Source organism: Petralouisia muris (assembly GCF_004793545.1).
Classification (GTDB): domain Bacteria; phylum Bacillota; class Clostridia; order Lachnospirales; family Lachnospiraceae; genus Petralouisia; species Petralouisia muris.
On sequence record NZ_SRYA01000010.1, the window covers coordinates 25827 to 39921 of the forward strand.

The window sequence follows — 14095 nt, forward strand, 5'->3', positions numbered from 1 at the left end:
AAAAATAAAGATGGGTTCATGTGAAAGGCAGGAGACAGAGAATGAAAGACAAAGATAAGCCGGTGCTTGCAGTGAAGGATTTGAGTGTTTCTTTTACCATGTACGATGGCGGAATGCGAAGGCGCGAAAGGGAAATGGTGCATCAGCTTTCTCTTACGGTAAATGCCGGGGAGATTGTGGCGGTGGCAGGCTCCAGCGGTTCTGGGAAAAGCCTGCTGGCTCATGCAATTCTGGGAATTTTGCCGAAAAATGCGAATATGACGGGAACCCTGGAATTTTGCGGCCGGAGGCTGGATGAAAAGGCGCTGAAGCAATTGCGGGGGAAGGAGATTTCTTTTATCCCCCAGTCGGTGAAATATCTGGACCCGCTGATGAAGGTGGGCAGGCAGGTGATGGGCCCCTGCAGAAGGCGGGAAAGAAGGAGCAGGCAGGCGAAAATGAAACAGGCGTTTGCCCGTTACCAGCTGGAAGAATCTGTAGCAAAATTGTATCCTTACCAGCTCTCCGGCGGCATGGCAAGACGTGTGCTGATTTCCGGCGCAGTGATGAATCAGGCAAAATTGATTGTGGCAGATGAGCCTACGCCGGGGCTGCAGGAGACGCTGGCAAGGGAAACGATGAAGAATTTCCGGGAGCTGGCAGAGGAAGGCTGCGGCGTGCTTTTAATTACCCATGATATTGATCTGGCCCTTAAGATGGCGGATCGGATTGCTGTTTTTTATGAAGGGGACATACTGGAGACAGTTCCGGCAGAGGCATTTGCTGGAGATGGAGAGGCGCTTGGCCACCCTTACAGCAGGGCGTTTGTAAAGGCGCTGCCCCAAAATGAATTTTGCGCGCCGGAATCATTTGGCTCACGGGTATAAAAAGTGCAGATGACTGAAAAAAGGAAGAGGTGCATGTATGCAGAACAGAAAAGAAACGCCTGCGCTTTTGGCAGAACAGATTAGTTTTCGCTACCGAAAAAATTCTCCCTGGATCTTGCAGGGGGTTACTCTGCAGGTGAAGGCCAAAGAACGGGTGGCGCTGGTAGGTCCCTCCGGTTGTGGAAAAAGCACATTGGCAGGTGTTTTGGCGGGATATGAGATACCGGAGAGAGGAGAAGTTTTCTGGGAAGGAAAACCACTGCCGAGAAGCGGCTACTGCCCTGTCCAGATGATCGGACAGCATCCGGAGCAGGCAGTAAATCCCCGATGGAAGATGAATAAAATTCTTCGGGAATGCTGGAATCCAGAAGAAGGACTGCTTAAACGGATGGGAATCAAAGAGGAATGGATGACCCGGTGGCCCGTTGAATTGTCCGGCGGGGAGCTGCAGCGGTTTTGCATTGCACGGGTACTGGGGCCTGAGACGAAATTTTTGATTTGTGATGAAATCAGCACGATGCTGGATGTAATCACCCAGGCGCAGATTTGGCAGATTTTGTTGGAGGAAACCCAAAGCCGGGGAATGGGGCTCCTTGTTATTACCCATAACAGGGCGTTGGCAAAGCGGGTATGCACCAGGATTGTAGATTTGTCGGAGATTAATCAATGCTAGACTTGAAAAATGTTCCGGTTGATTCAGCAGGACTGTGGGCAATTGTTTTTCTCTCACAGGAAATGGGGAGCAGTTTTCTATAAGATAAAAAAATCCCTTGAAAACTTTCGTCTTCAAGGGATATTCTACGTGCGTGAGAAGATTCGAACTCCCGACACCTTGGTCCGTAGCCAAGTGCTCTATCCAGCTGAGCTACACACACATAACAAATGTTCGCTCGGAACGTTTATAATCTTACTCCAGTTTCCGGCATTTGTCAAGAGATTTTTTGAAAAAAATTTGGGAAATGTGGTGAAAAAAAGATCATAGTGTGATAGAATAACAGATAGTTGGAAAAATATCGGATAAAACAGAAAGCATACAGGTAGGAGAACGTCCATGACGAAAAAGGAATTTTTACATGAATTGCAGATTGCATTGCAAGGGGAGATGGATCAGGCGTCAGTAAATGAGAATCTGAGATTTTATGATAATTATATTATGGAAGAGTCCAGAAAAGGAAAGAGTGAGTCAGAAGTAACAGCTCAGCTGGGCAATCCCAGGCTGATAGCAAAGACACTGATTGATACCTCAGATAAGCCGGGAGCATCCCAGGGACAGTACTATTCGGAGGATTATAAGGCTGCAGGGCCGGGAACGGAGAAAGGATTCCGCGCAGACTATTCGGAACAGAATGGATGGGATGTGCGTTTGGGCAGGATGAAGCTGAACAGCTGGTATGGAAAATTACTCTTGATTCTGATTGCAGTTCTGGTGATTGTGATCGTGGCAAATGTGGTAGCTTTTCTGCTGCCGGTTATGGTGCCGATTATTTTGATATGGCTGTTGTATTCACTGTTTTTTGGGAATAGACGATAGATTGGAGCACAGGAGGAGACCATGGAAACGGTAAAAGTAAGTAAGGGACGACATTTTTTGAAAAAGGGAGACAGGCTTAAGGGTCTGTTTGTAATATTGCAGGGAAATGTCCGGGTAATTTCAGAGAATGATGAATTCCGCATGAATGCGGGGAGCATTGTGGGACTGGCGGAGAGCCTTTCGGACAGTTATGTATGTGATTATGTGGCGGAAACGGATTGTATGCTTTATGCATTTCCCTATCGGACGGTAGATGATTATAAGAGGATATTTACAGAGGAAGAGAAATATGTGGCGGTATTTGCCATGGGAGCGGTTCATCAGGCAGATATGATGATACGCCGGTATGATACATTTTATAAAAAGGCCAGAGAGTTCTATCGTTTTCTTGCAGAGAGCTTTGGAGAATATCAGAAGCTGTGCGGGGAGCTTGGAATGCCTCAGAAGCAGCTTGCAAGACTTAATTCTCTTGCCCCTGCTGACATCGAAGAACCGATACAACCCTGGGTGTGCGCATATTATGAACGTATGTCCGCCTTGCCTTTGCAGGCATTGGATCAGCAGCTTGCCAGAGATTATGTGCTGGGGACGGGGGCTGTTTCCAATGCAGTCTGCTGGATGAAGAAGTCTATGGAACTGGTGGGAGTGATAAAAGCTTATCTGAGGGAACATAAGGATCTTCTTTTGTCAGGAACTTCGGAAAACCTGTTCCGCATGTATTTTGAGCTGGCGAAAAAGGCGGCTTTTACCGGCGCTGATATCAGTGCTGTACAGCAGAAAATTGCTGAGTTAATGGAATTTGCACGGAAAATCGGTTTCTATCCGGAGCAGATGATAAACTCCAATTTGGCTGAATATGAGAATTATGATTTCACCCGGACTGTTCAGGCTGAAAACGGCGGCCAGGAGGAAGAAATTGCAGAGCCTTATGAAGAGGAAATTGATTATCTGTCACAGATTCTGGAATATTCTGAATATCAGGAAGAAAAAGCAAAGAGCTTCCGGTCTTCTCTCCAGGAATACAAAAATTTGCCGGATATCCTTGCCACGACAGATGATGTGCGCAGACTCCGCCGGAAGATTACGGATGATTTTTACGCTATATATGAATTGTGCTTTTTCCATTCGCTGAAGGGGGGATATATGCCCACTTCCGTGAAAATGTTCCTGAATTTTGGATTTATGGATGAAGAGATGGCGGGAAAGGAAAATACCCGCAGCCTGTTTGAAGCGGCAGGCCGAATAAGACGCTGCAAAGCGGCCAACGTGTATACCATATATGATTGGCTGCTGAGTGTTTATCGGGGAGAGAATGAACCCTCCAGAAATGAATTTGACATGGATTATACCGGTTATCTGAATGAGCAGAAAAAGACCGGAAAGATTACGGCCGCCCAGGTGCCGATTCTGGCAAAGGATAATCAGGAGAAATTAAAGTTCGAGCTGCAGAATATGTTCGTATCCACGAATCGCGCCACCTATGGAAAGATATCTACCTTCTGCCCGATTCTCTATAAAGACGATATTATCGGGTCGGTGGAGCATATGCTGATAACGGCAGAAAAGGCCAATGAAGCGTTAGATGAGATTCGTAAGATTGATTTCTCCCTGTTTTATCGGGAAGTTGGATTCTCAGATCCGGAGCATGAAGTCAATATGGAGATGATTCAGAAGGAAGTGATTCCTTATATTATTCTGATGCCCAATGCAGGAAGCAAGGCAATGATGTGGCAGGAGACGGCGGGAATCAAGAAGGATACCCAGGCAAGGTTTATTTTCCCCATACTGACTGTGACAGATGTAGGGGAACTGATGGTAGAGGTATGCGGCCGGTTCCGCTGGGAGATGTGCAGAAAGATTCAGGGCGTGCGCTGGAATGATATCACGGAGGCTTCTCTGACTTCCGAGTACAATGATTATATCCAGTATTATCGGAAGAATCATGACCTGTCTGCAGATGCAAAGGAAAAGGTGAAGAATGCCCTTTACAAGTCCAAGAATAATTATCGGGAGGTATTTGTAAAGGATTACCAGAGCTGGATTCGGTATGAATCTAAGGGAAGCTTCCGTCTGAATAAGGTATCAAGGGATATTATCTTCCGGTACTGCCCCTTTAATAAGGCAATCCGCACGGAATTGAAAGTAAATCCTATGTACCGTGAAATGTTTGAAAAATACGAGATATTAAAGGACAGGAAAGCCCGCCATATGCTGCTGTGGTATGACAGATATCAGAAGAAGGGCGGCACAATTACAGAAGAACTGCAGGCAAATAAAGATTTCTATGATCTATAAAGAAGAACTGTTATGGGGCTGTTATTTTCCGACAGCCCCATTGCTATGCTTCATTCTCTGAAAAACGTTTGAGATGAAGCAGTCTTTCTTCTGTCTCAGCCTCACCACAATGCTTCTTCCGTCTCAGAATCTGAAATTACGGTAACGCGTTCTGCCAGTCAAATTGTCATTAAGGTTAACGTGAAGGTAAGCGTAAGCTTATCAGAGGTTTTCTCGTCACAGAAGGCAGGAAAGGAGACGCCGGAGGCGTCAGGAATGCAGCTGGCAGTCAGAGAGCCTTTCATGGATTCGGCCAGAGATTTGGCAATGGCAAGGCCCAGCCCTGTGCCGCTTTTCGTCCTGGCAAAGTCCTGCATATAGAAACGTTCAAACAGATGGGGAACATCTTCCGGCCGAAGGGATTCGGCGCCGTTGGTAAATTGGATGCAGATGTTTCCCGGCTGTTCTTCCAATGAAATTTTCAAAAATCCAGTTCCATATCGTCCGGCGTTTTGAAACAGGTTGGCAAAGATCCGTTCCAGCGCCCAGGGATCTCCCAGCGCCATAACAGGATGTGTTGGCAGGGTGTGTTCTAAGACCATCTGTGAGCGCTCCAGAATCTGATAATGATCCAAAAGCGCTTCCCGAAGTATCCGGCCGGCGTCCACTTGCTGTAAGGTTATTTGGCAGTCGTGAGAGGACAGACGGGAGAAATCATAGAATTGAGATACCAGATGTTCCATGGCGTAGGTTTTTCTTTCGATGATTTCAAGAATTTCAGCGGCGTCAGAGCCATCTGCCTGTTTCAGGAATTTTAAGTAACCAAGAATTACGGTAAGAGGAGTCCGTAAGTCATGGCTGATTTGTTCTATCTGATGCTGGAATTGTTTTTCGCGTTTTTCATAATTCTGCCGTTCCCGGCGCAGATCTTCCAGCATACGGTTAGTGGCGCACAGAAGATGTTCCAAATCCTGATCCGGCGTAGCCAGGTGCAGGATTTGATTTTGGCTGAGATCTTTTTGGATTTCCTGCAATTCCCGGCAGGCTTCCTTCAGTGCGTGTTTGATGAGAAAGCAGCGGAGTGTGAAGTATCCGCCTGCAAAGAGCAGGACGGCAAAAAGCAAATAGATCATAACTCCTCCTTGCTGTGGATTTAAGTATCTTTTTTCCGAAGGGCAGCAATGGCCCAGAGACTAAACAGCAGAATTCCAATGCCTCCGGCAGTCAGGCATTTGCCCATACCGGCTCCGGTATCCCAGACGGTAATGCAGGTTTTTGTTGTGACCTGCATCCCAGGGTGCCCCAGATTTGTGAAAAAATTAGCAGGCATCCAAAGGGCGGCAGTTTGTAGAAACTCCAGCTTTATGCTCAAAAGAAAAATGATTTTCGGAATGCCGAACATAATGAAATACCATGCAAGAATGCTGTAAATGACCTGTCCAAACAGTTCCAGCATAAAAATTCCTAACACTACAGAAGAAGTGGCTACCAAAGAAACTGCGGGGATTTCCATGAATAGATCCCGCATAGTGACAGGGCCCTGCCGGGGCAGCAGCAGGGAAGCGCTGCTGGCATAAACGGCCATGGTGGGAATCAAAATTAAAAATGCGGTAAACAGGCTTATCAAGCATTTTCCCAGGAACAGGTTTGTGCGGCAAATTCCATAGGCGATGCTGTTTTTTCGGGTGCCGTTTCTATTTTCTCCTTCATATAAAATTGCTGCAATGAAAAAGGCGATCAGACAATACAGCATAGGCTGACTAACCAGATTGGAATAGGAAAAGGAAGTGGTGGCGTAGGAAAAGTCCGGGGCATAGCGGTGAAACAGCAAGAGAACCATATTAAACAAAAGGGTAAGGCCGGATAAAATCAGGGCGGTCAGGTATACGGGTTTGGTGTGGAAGACTCTGTAGCATTCGCTTTTGATGTAATTTGTCATTTGCTAACTCCTTTTAAATTAATGAAATATTCCTCCAGTGAAGCGTGACGCTGTTCTAAGCTTTTGATAAGAATTCCGTGTTCTGCGGCAAGCTGGCTGTAGAATTCTGGTTTTCTCATGGGATTGGTAATTTCAATGCTCTGATCCGGAAGTACCAGGCAGGAATCCTTTGGGGCGTGTTTTTCCAGCAGGACGGTATAGCTTTGAGGATCGGTTACTGTAATATTCAGATAATCATTGCATTGTTCCATTAGCTTTTCCGAAGATATTTCTTCCAGAATCCGTCCCTTGTGGAGGAATCCAAAGGTATCGGCAGTCTGCTGCAATTCTGTCAGGATGTGGCTGGAAAGCAGAATGGTGATATTTTTCTCCTGGTTCAGCCGATGGAACAGGTTTCTCAGTTCAATAATGCCGCTGGGGTCCAGCCCGTTGATAGGTTCATCCAGAATCAGAATCTGAGGTTCGCTGATTAGGGCAATGGCAAGGCCAAGTCGCTGTTTTTGCCCCAGGGAAAGGGTTTTGCACTTGCTTTTCCGTTTTTCCCAGATACCGGTAAGCTTTAAGATTTCTTCGATTTTTTCTTTGCCGGGCACGCCTTTTTGGATGCGGTAGTATTCCAGCATTTGCTCTGCGGTCATTCCTGGGAAAAATCCCGGCTGTTCAATGATGGTTCCTGTTTGCCTGCGGCAGCGTTCCAGCTCTTTTTCCCCAGTTTTTCCAAACAGCAGGATTTCACCGGAAGCTGCAAAGATATGGCCTGCCAGTAATTTTAAGAGGGTGGATTTACCGGCGCCGTTATCGCCGATCAGCCCGTAAATACTCCCTCGGGCTACATGGATGCTTACCCCATCCAGAGCCAGGAGAGAGCCGTAAGATTTTGTTACGGATTTTGTCTCTATGACGTATTCTCTGTTCATTGCATTTCCTCCCTGTTGGATTTGCTTATTAAATTGGTCTCCTGCACAGTCTGCCTTCCGGCGGGAGGAAGGCATGTCACTGCTGCGAAGGGCGAGGGTTTTTACCGTTATATCATAAGGGTTCAGGTTTTAATTAGTCATAAAGAACTTTTAAAGAAGTTATAAAGTTTCGCAAAGTTTAAAGCCGATTCCGTAGACTGTCTGGATGTATTCTTCTTTTGGGTCGGCGGACTTTAATTTTTTGCGCAGATTGCTGACATGGACGTTGACGGTGTTGTTTTCACCGTAATAACCGCCCTTCCAGACCAGTTCATAGAGGCGTTCTCTGGAATATACCTTTTCTGGCGTTTGCAGGAAGAGATGCAGCAGGTCAAATTCCCTTACGGTCAGAGAGAGCTCTGTGCCGTTGACCAGGACCTTCCGGGTATCAGGACAGAGGGTAAGGTTTTTGCAGGACAAAAGGGCGGGCGAATGTATGTTTCTTAAGGTTCGCCGGAGAGCAGCCTGAATTCGGGCGATAATCTCTTCTGGTTCAAAAGGTTTTGTGATGTAATCGTCAGCGCCGGATGTCAGCAGCGTTACTTTGTCATTCAAGGAGCTTTTGGCTGAGAGAACAAGCACGGGAATGCTGCTGCGCATGGTTTCCCGGATTTCAAACAACAGTTCTTGTCCGGACAGTCCCGGAAGCATAAGATCCAGCAGAATTAAATCCGGCTGTTCCCTTTCCAGCAAAAGCCTGGCCTCTGTGCCGGAATAAGCCTGGGCTGTGGTATAGCCGGCAGTTGTGAGGATTTTTGTTAGCAGGAGATTGATGTCCGGCTCATCTTCGATGATTAGTATGTTGTATGGCATAGCGACCTCCGTAATTGCAGAAATTATCCTTATTGGGAAGGATGGTGATAGGAAAGTTACGAACTTTAACATTTCACAGTAACACAGTCTTTCCCATAAGATAAAAATAGAAGAGACCAGCGGGGGAGCCACTGGTCTCTTCATGAGGGGAGTATAAATAATTAATAAGGGGTATAACTTAGTAAGAAAAATTTCAGAAGGTGAAATCCTCCTTACAAATGCTATTATAGTACAGCTTGTCATAAAATGCAAGAGGAAAATGAAAAAAATTTAAAAAAATTTTTGGCTTGAATTTTTGAATAAAAAAAGCGCCTTTATCAGATACTATGAAAGCAGTAAAGATTTAGGAGGAAAATAAAAATGGCAAAAAACAGCAATATGCAGAACAAAAGCACAAACGGAACCAATGAAGCCGGAAGCATGAAGAATACAACTTCTCAGAACAGCACAAAGAATGCATATTCTCAGAACAGCACAAAGAATGCATATTCTCAGAACAGCACAAAGAATTCTTCTTCTCAGAACAAGTCCAGCAATAAGGCAAGCAATGAGAGCGGCTCCAATTGCCATGATTCTTACGAGAGATAATTGACAAAAGGAAGAAAACTGCATAGTATAATAATGTAGAAACAGATTACCGGAAAGTGATTTCCGGTAATCTGTTTTATACTCTGTTTAAGGGGTGAGATTATGGAGTTTCAGACGATTGGTATCCGGGAATTTAATGAATACCGCAGACGTCCTGACGCCTGGGTGATAGATTTGCGCAGCAAAGAAGAATTTGAAGAGGTTCATGTGGAAGGAGCCAGAAATATACCTTATGAAGAACTGGAAATGTTTCGGAAATATCTGCCAAAAGATAAACTGTACCTCTTATATTGCGACAGGGGTTCCAGCAGCCTGATGGCGGCAAAGGAACTGAGCCGGGACGGCTACCGGACAGCAACGCTGGTAGGCGGAATGAATACTGTACTGCAAAAACAATAAAATGATTGACAGCCGGAAGGTGAGAAGATAATATATTCTTAGAACCTTCCGGCTATTTATTATGGAAGTGAAAGAAGCAAACGGAGACAGAAATGAAAACATTTGAATTGATTGCGCCCTGCCATTTTGGCCTGGAGGCGGTTTTAAAAAGAGAAATATATGATCTGGGATATGAAATTACTAAGGTAGAGGATGGAAGAGTGACTTTTGAGGGAGATGCGGAGGCCATATGCCGCGCCAATATTTTCCTTCGCACTGCAGAGCGGGTGCTGCTGAAGGTGGGGCAGTTCCATGCGGAAACATTTGAAGAGCTGTTTCAGGGAATCAAAAGCATCCCCTGGGAAGATTATATTCCGAAAGACGGCAGATTCTGGGTTGCCAAAGCGTCTTCCATTAAGAGTAAACTATTCAGTCCTTCTGACATACAGTCCATTGTGAAAAAGGCAATGGTGGAGCGGTTAAAGGGAAAATATCATGTGGAATGGTTTCCGGAGTCCGGTGCAGAATATCCACTGCGCCTGTTTCTGATGAAGAATGAAGTGACTCTGGGGATTGACGCCTCCGGGAACTCTCTCCACAAAAGAGGATACCGGCTTATGACAAGCAAAGCGCCTGTTGCGGAGACACTGGCGGCGGCATTAATTATGCTGACCCCCTGGAAGAAGGATCGGATTCTTGTAGATCCCTTTTGCGGCAGCGGAACTTTTCCCATCGAGGCGGCTATGATGGCGGCCAATATTGCGCCGGGAATGAACCGGGAGTTTAAAGCAGAGGGGTGGGAGAACCTGATACCGCATAAATTGTGGTATGAAGGAGTGGAAGAAGCAGAAGACCTGATCAACCGGCAAATCAAAGCGGATATTCAGGGATACGATATTGATAAGGAAGTGGTGAAAGCGGCCAGGGACAATGCCAGACGGGCAGGAGTGGAGGAATTGATACATTTTCAGCAACGTCCGGTTGACCAGCTGAACCATCCGAAAAAATATGGATTTGTCATCTGCAACCCGCCCTATGGAGAGCGGATGGAAGAGAAGGAGGCGCTTCCGGGACTTTACAGAGAAATCGGAGAAGCCGTTCGGCGGTTAGACAGCTGGTCCGCCTATCTGCTTACCAGTTATGAAGATACCGAGAAATGTATGGGAAGAAAAGCCGACAAGAACCGTAAAATTTATAATGGAATGCTGAAAACTTACTTTTACCAGTTCCAGGGACCCAAGCCGCCGAAACGAAACAGGCGTCCCCAGTCCGCAGAGGAAGAGGTGGACAGGTGAGAAAGTCAGGAAAATACATAGTGATGGCCGTAATTCTTATGCTTGCGGTGATTGTTCAGTTTGCCGGTTACAGCGGAAGGAGCGAGAAGGTGGAACGCTTTCGGGGCGCAAGGCTGGAGGAAGAAATATGGAACCCTCTGATTGCGGAAAGCATCAATAAGCAGACACTGACGCTTCTTGTGGATAACCGGGAACTGACCAATAAGGAGCATGGAATTTTTATGGATCAGAACCTGAACCTTATGCTCCCTCTTTCTGCCTTGGGAGACAGTTTTAACTGCAGCGCTCATTTATATGAGAAGCAGAAGCTGGTATTGGAGAAACGTTCCGATGTCATCGCTTTTCAGTTAGAAGATGAGAATGTAAAGGTGAATGGCAAAAAGGAAAAAATTGCATCGCCTATGATTTATGAGGATGGAGAATACTATGTAGCGGCAAAAACAGTGGCGGAAAAACTGAATTTTAATTATAATTGGAATATTGACAAAAACCAGGCTATAGCGATTGATACGGCAAAAGAAAGCGGCATCCTGCCTCTTCAGTATGATTTGCGGGACAGGCAGCGGGCGCCGAAAATAAAGAATCAGGGCCCTTATGGAACCTGCTGGGCTTTCGCGGCGCTATCCGCCATGGAGTCAATTCTGTTGCCTGAGGAAAACTGGGAGCTGTCGCCGGATCATATGACATTGCAGAACGGTTTTGTGCGCAAACAGGCGGAGGGCGGGGAATATACCATGGGAATGGCCTATCTTGCCGCCTGGCAGGGACCGGTAAATGAGAAGGATGATCCCTACGGGGACGGCATTTCAGCAGAAGGGCTTGAGCCGGTGAAGCATGTACAGGAAATCCAGCTTCTGGATGGTAAAGATTTTGAAAAGATCAAGGAATCTGTGTTTAAGTACGGTGGGGTGCAGACGGCTATTTACAGCGCCTTGGATGATTCCGGCTCCTATTCTCCTTATTATAACAGCGAAACCTATGCCTATTGCTATGCAGGTGCAGAGAAGCCCAACCATGAAATTATGATTATTGGCTGGGATGACACATATCCCAAAGAAAACTTTAATATGGAAGTGGAGGATGACGGAGCGTTTCTTTGCCAGAATAGCTGGGGAGAGGAATTTGGAGAGAAAGGCGTATTTTACGTTTCTTATTATGATGTAAACATCGGAACCCATGGCGTTATTTACACAGGAATTGAAGAGACAGATAATTATGACCAGATTTATCAGTCGGATTTATGCGGCTGGGTGGGGCAGCTGGGGTATAATAGAGAAAGTGTTTACGGGGCAAATGTATATACGGCCCGTTCAGCGGAAACGCTGCGTGCGGCAGGATTTTACGCTACCGGAAAAGAAACTTCTTATGAGCTGTATGTGGTAAATAATTTTGAAAATACAGATTCTTTGGAAGAACGAGTGAAGGTGGCAAGCGGAGTTCTGACAAATCCGGGTTATTATACGGTGAAATTTGAGAAGGAATGTCAGGTGGAACAGGGAGAAAAATTTGCGATAGTGCTCCGCATCACAACTCCAGGTTCGGTGCATCCCATGGCTATTGAATATGCAGCAGATGAAATGACAGAAAATGTGGATTTGTCAGACGGGCAGGGCTATATCAGTTCTGGAGGCAAGAAATGGGAAAGCGCAGAGGATAAGCAGGACTGTAATCTGTGCCTGAAGGTTTATTCCCAGAACGTCCAATAGCACTCATTGGTCTGTTTTACAGGGCGATGGAGATAACAGGCGGCGGGACCAGACAAAAGAGGCGATAAGAATAATGGAAGAAAAAATATGGAAGAAAAAATACTGAAGGCGTCATCAGCGGTTTTTACTCTGATGATAGCAGGAGCGGTTCTTATTTTAGGACAATTTTCTGTGGTGAATAAAAGAGAGGCGAAGCGGGAACAGATGTCAGAGCTTCAGATGCTTGCTTATTATACCGAGCAGGCGGAAGAAGAGGAGGACATTGCCTTCCGTCAGCAGCTTCGATTAGAGCTTCCGGCAGGAATGACGGAAGATAAGATTGTGATTGAAAATGATTATGTGAAGCAGCTGATCACCATTCAGATTCCGGAGGTGGAAAAAGATTATTTCCGGGAGCATCCTCTGTTGGGCAGAAGTGATTATATTAACGACCTGTATATGGAAAACGGTGTGATAGAGATTACTATGGATGCGGTTTATGAGGTGAATACTGTAGTGAAAAACGGCTATTTGTATGTGAATTTTCTGACGCCCAGACAGGTGTATGATAAGGTAGTGGTGATTGACGCCGGCCATGGCGGAGGCGCTCCAGGGGCAATCAAGCAGGGAATTATGGAGAAAGACATTAATTTGTCCATTGTGCTGGAACTGAAAAAGCTTCTGGACGAAAATGACAGGAACCTGGGCGTATATTATACCAGAACAGAAGACATTAATCCTACCTTTGAGCAGCGGGCGCAGCTTGGCGGGAAGGTCAGGGCAAATTTCTTCATCAGCGTTCACAGCAATTCTACCACAGACGGACAGATGTCTGATTATAATGGTACAGAGGTGATGTACGACGAGGAGAAAGACGGCGAGGGGTTCAGCAGCAAGCATCTTGCAGAGATCTGCCTTGAGGAAATTACTGGCTCTATGGGCAGCAAAAATAACGGGCTGACCCATGGCAACGGGATATATATTATCCGGAATAACGAAGTTCCGGCAGCCCTGATTGAAGTGGGATTTATGACAAATCAGGCGGAATTAAATAAGCTGAATTCCGCGGAGTATCAGAAACTTGCGGCTCAGGGAATCTACAATGCTATTATGCGGGCATTGGATGAAGGATATTAAGTGATGGAATAGAATCAGGGAGGAAAACGGAAGATGGAGAAAGTAATATTTGCTACAGGAAATCAGGAAAAAATACGGGAAATCCGGGAAATTTTGTCAGATTCCTGTATGGAAATTCTTTCTATGAAAGAAATAGGAATTGATCTTGACATTACAGAGGATGGAAATACCTTTGAGGAAAATGCTATGATTAAAGCCTCTGCGCTGGCAAAAGACCTTCAAGATGAAAATGCGGTGGTGCTGGCAGATGATTCCGGGCTGGAGGTGGACTATCTGAATAAAGAGCCAGGAATTTATTCCGCAAGGTATATGGGGGAAGACACCTCTTATGATATTAAAAATCAGAATATTATAGATCGGTTAGAAGGAGTGCCGAAGGAACAGCGGACTGCAAGGTTTGTCTGCGCAATTGCAGCAGTTTTTCCGGATGGATCTTCCTGCATTACCAGAGGAACCATAGAAGGATATATCGGTTGGGAGCCTGCCGGAAAAAATGGTTTCGGCTATGATCCTATTTTTTATGTAGATGAGTATCATTGTTCTACCGCTCAGTTGTCCAGGGAGAAAAAGAACCAGATGAGCCACCGGGGAAAAGCGCTTCGTGCCATGAGAGAAAAGTTAGCAGGCAGATAG

14 protein-coding genes and 1 tRNA gene are annotated in these 14095 nt (G+C 45.9%); 10 read left to right on the forward strand and 5 right to left on the reverse strand.

Features of this window, described 5'->3' with window-relative positions; genetic code table 11:
* Nucleotides 1–41: 41 nt before the first annotated feature.
* Both E5329_RS06300 and E5329_RS06305 read left to right on the forward strand, forming a co-directional pair.
* Nucleotides 42–866 carry an ATP-binding cassette domain-containing protein gene (locus tag E5329_RS06300; protein ID WP_135988734.1) on the forward strand — a complete coding sequence of 275 codons (825 nt, stop codon included), beginning with the start codon at nt 42–44 and terminating at the stop codon, nt 864–866.
* A gap of 37 nt (nt 867–903) precedes the next feature.
* Nucleotides 904–1539, forward strand: coding sequence for an ABC transporter ATP-binding protein (locus E5329_RS06305; protein WP_135988735.1), 636 nt, complete (start codon nt 904–906; stop codon nt 1537–1539).
* Between the two features lie 128 nt (nt 1540–1667).
* Here E5329_RS06305 and E5329_RS06310 read toward each other — a convergent pair.
* Nucleotides 1668–1741: transfer RNA gene (locus E5329_RS06310), tRNA-Arg, on the reverse strand.
* Between the two features lie 176 nt (nt 1742–1917).
* On the opposite strand from E5329_RS06310, the gene E5329_RS06315 reads away from it, so the two are divergent.
* Nucleotides 1918–2397 (forward strand): DUF1700 domain-containing protein, encoded by a 480-nt coding sequence (locus E5329_RS06315; protein ID WP_135988736.1) that lies wholly within the window; start codon nt 1918–1920, stop codon nt 2395–2397.
* Nucleotides 2398–2418: 21 nt separating this feature from the next.
* The gene (locus tag E5329_RS06320; protein WP_135988737.1) at nt 2419–4692 is read left to right on the forward strand and encodes a Crp/Fnr family transcriptional regulator; all 2274 of its coding nucleotides are present in this window, start codon (nt 2419–2421) and stop codon (nt 4690–4692) included.
* 158 nt (nt 4693–4850) lie between these two features.
* Here the strand turns inward: E5329_RS06320 and E5329_RS06325 are convergent, their stop codons facing one another.
* The 4 genes from E5329_RS06325 to E5329_RS06340 form a co-directional block, all read right to left on the reverse strand.
* Nucleotides 4851–5804 (reverse strand): sensor histidine kinase, encoded by a 954-nt coding sequence (locus E5329_RS06325; protein WP_135988738.1) that lies wholly within the window; start codon nt 5802–5804, stop codon nt 4851–4853.
* A gap of 20 nt (nt 5805–5824) precedes the next feature.
* Complete coding sequence (locus tag E5329_RS06330) at nt 5825–6610, reverse strand: ABC transporter permease (RefSeq protein WP_135988739.1); 786 nt, start codon at nt 6608–6610, stop codon at nt 5825–5827.
* Nucleotides 6607–7527, reverse strand: a complete 921-nt coding sequence (locus E5329_RS06335; RefSeq protein WP_135988740.1) for an ABC transporter ATP-binding protein — start codon at nt 7525–7527, stop codon at nt 6607–6609. Before E5329_RS06335 ends, E5329_RS06330 begins: the two co-directional genes overlap by 4 nt.
* 159 nt (nt 7528–7686) lie before the next feature.
* On the reverse strand, nt 7687–8379 hold the full coding sequence (locus tag E5329_RS06340) for a response regulator transcription factor (RefSeq protein WP_135988741.1): 693 nt from the start codon (nt 8377–8379) through the stop codon (nt 7687–7689).
* A 360-nt stretch (nt 8380–8739) separates the two neighbouring features.
* Between E5329_RS06340 and E5329_RS06345 the strand changes: the two genes are divergently transcribed.
* From E5329_RS06345 to E5329_RS06370, 6 genes are all read left to right on the forward strand, one after another.
* Entirely contained in the window at nt 8740–8967 is a 228-nt protein-coding gene (locus E5329_RS06345; protein ID WP_135988742.1) for a hypothetical protein, read from the forward strand.
* A 102-nt stretch (nt 8968–9069) separates the two neighbouring features.
* Entirely contained in the window at nt 9070–9366 is a 297-nt protein-coding gene (locus E5329_RS06350; protein WP_135988743.1) for a rhodanese-like domain-containing protein, read from the forward strand.
* Nucleotides 9367–9458: 92 nt separating this feature from the next.
* Nucleotides 9459–10640 carry a THUMP domain-containing class I SAM-dependent RNA methyltransferase gene (locus E5329_RS06355; RefSeq protein WP_135988744.1) on the forward strand — a complete coding sequence of 394 codons (1182 nt, stop codon included), beginning with the start codon at nt 9459–9461 and terminating at the stop codon, nt 10638–10640.
* Nucleotides 10637–12346, forward strand: coding sequence for a lectin like domain-containing protein (locus E5329_RS06360; protein ID WP_275443076.1), 1710 nt, complete (start codon nt 10637–10639; stop codon nt 12344–12346). Before E5329_RS06355 ends, E5329_RS06360 begins: the two co-directional genes overlap by 4 nt.
* A gap of 87 nt (nt 12347–12433) precedes the next feature.
* Entirely contained in the window at nt 12434–13462 is a 1029-nt protein-coding gene (locus tag E5329_RS06365) for an N-acetylmuramoyl-L-alanine amidase (RefSeq protein ID WP_135988745.1), read from the forward strand.
* A 33-nt stretch (nt 13463–13495) separates the two neighbouring features.
* On the forward strand, nt 13496–14095 hold the full coding sequence (locus E5329_RS06370; RefSeq protein ID WP_135988746.1) for an XTP/dITP diphosphatase: 600 nt from the start codon (nt 13496–13498) through the stop codon (nt 14093–14095).

Coding starts and splice junctions, on each gene's coding strand:
- E5329_RS06350 (WP_135988743.1), top strand. CDS start 9,070: ATGGAGTTTCAGACGATTGGTATCCGGGAATTTAATGAATACCGCAGA.
- E5329_RS06320 (WP_135988737.1), top strand. CDS start 2,419: ATGGAAACGGTAAAAGTAAGTAAGGGACGACATTTTTTGAAAAAGGGA.
- E5329_RS06365 (WP_135988745.1), top strand. CDS start 12,434: ATGGAAGAAAAAATACTGAAGGCGTCATCAGCGGTTTTTACTCTGATG.
- E5329_RS06345 (WP_135988742.1), top strand. CDS start 8,740: ATGGCAAAAAACAGCAATATGCAGAACAAAAGCACAAACGGAACCAAT.
- E5329_RS06340 (WP_135988741.1), bottom strand. CDS start 8,379: ATGCCATACAACATACTAATCATCGAAGATGAGCCGGACATCAATCTC.
- E5329_RS06330 (WP_135988739.1), bottom strand. CDS start 6,610: ATGACAAATTACATCAAAAGCGAATGCTACAGAGTCTTCCACACCAAA.
- E5329_RS06355 (WP_135988744.1), top strand. CDS start 9,459: ATGAAAACATTTGAATTGATTGCGCCCTGCCATTTTGGCCTGGAGGCG.
- E5329_RS06315 (WP_135988736.1), top strand. CDS start 1,918: ATGACGAAAAAGGAATTTTTACATGAATTGCAGATTGCATTGCAAGGG.
- E5329_RS06300 (WP_135988734.1), top strand. CDS start 42: ATGAAAGACAAAGATAAGCCGGTGCTTGCAGTGAAGGATTTGAGTGTT.
- E5329_RS06335 (WP_135988740.1), bottom strand. CDS start 7,527: ATGAACAGAGAATACGTCATAGAGACAAAATCCGTAACAAAATCTTAC.
- E5329_RS06370 (WP_135988746.1), top strand. CDS start 13,496: ATGGAGAAAGTAATATTTGCTACAGGAAATCAGGAAAAAATACGGGAA.
- E5329_RS06325 (WP_135988738.1), bottom strand. CDS start 5,804: ATGATCTATTTGCTTTTTGCCGTCCTGCTCTTTGCAGGCGGATACTTC.
- E5329_RS06305 (WP_135988735.1), top strand. CDS start 904: ATGCAGAACAGAAAAGAAACGCCTGCGCTTTTGGCAGAACAGATTAGT.